General features: G+C 59.5%; 1 protein-coding gene. It reads left to right on the top strand.

The features are described from left to right. Positions 1-61: 61 nt before the first annotated feature. Positions 62-1,139 (top strand): IS3 family transposase gene (locus M0D66_RS37905; protein ID WP_266212958.1). Its coding sequence is split into 2 segments (ribosomal slippage), with 1,079 coding nucleotides annotated over them: positions 62-320 and positions 320-1,139; the frame shifts between segments, so codons are not numbered across the junction. This gene is flagged as partial in the annotation.

The following is a 1,139-nucleotide window of genomic DNA, read 5'->3' as shown; positions in this document are numbered from 1 at the left end:
TGTAGTGGTCCAATGACTATGGACACCTCTAAAGGGGATAATTCTCCAAACGAGGTGAGAAATGAGCAGACGGAACATACCCGAAGAATTCAAGGCAGAAGCGGTACAACTGGTGGTCAGCAAGGGCTATTCGTTTTCCCAGGCCTGTGAAGCAATGGGCGTGGGCGATACGGCGCTGCGCCGCTGGGTAGCGCAATGGCGTGCCGAGCAGGCAAAGCCAGCGCGTACGCCCTTGCAGCTCGAAGGAGACGCGCGTCGCATCCGCGAACTGGAAGCGCGGGTGGCCGATCTTGAGAGGGAACGCGACATTCTAAAAAAGTCTACGGCCTTCTTCGTCAAGGAAATGGATCGCTTCCCGAAGTAATCCATTCGCTGAAGAAGGCCTGGCCGGTAAGCGTGATGTGCAGGGTGGCAGGCGTTGCCCGTAGCAGCTACTACGCGCTCGCGCGGCGCCCAGTGGCGCGTCGTTCGCCAACAGCGCTACTGACGGCTGCGCGCGAGATTCATCGGGAAACCCGCGGCAGCTACGGCAGCCGCAGGATGTCGCAGGCGTTGCGCCAGCGCGGCCACGACATAGGCCGTCACTGCACACGTTCGCTGATGCGCGAAGCGCAGTTGAAAGTAACGCGGCAGCGTACGCATCGTTACAGCAAGGCCAATGGTGAGGCGCTGGTTGCACCGAATCTGCTGGATCGCAACTTTGAGCAGGACAGACCCAATCAGGTCTGGGCTGGAGACATTACGTACGTGAGCACGCGTCAGGGCTGGTCGTATCTGGCCATCGTGATGGACCTGCATTCGCGCCGCATTATCGGCTGGGCGTTTGCGCTGCAGGCCGACACGGAGCTGGTGATCCGGGCCATCCGGCAGGCTCGGGCCAGACGGCGGGCATCGCACGGTGTGATGTTCCATTCCGACCAGGGCTGTCAGTACACCAGTGCGTACTTTGTTGAAGACCTGAAGGCCAACGGCATGGTGCAGAGCATGAGCAGAAAGGGAAACTGCTGGGATAACGCGGTCGTGGAGCGCTTCTTTAGAAGCCTGAAAAGCGAATGGCTCAATCCAAAGGGGTACCTCGATCACGCCGATGCCGAGCGCGACATCGAGGCCTATATTGACGACTTTTACAACTGCCGTCG

This window comes from Paraburkholderia sp. SECH2 (genome assembly GCF_030464795.1).
Lineage (GTDB): Bacteria > Pseudomonadota > Gammaproteobacteria > Burkholderiales > Burkholderiaceae > Paraburkholderia > Paraburkholderia aspalathi.
This window is presented reverse-complemented; position numbering and strand designations above follow the sequence as displayed.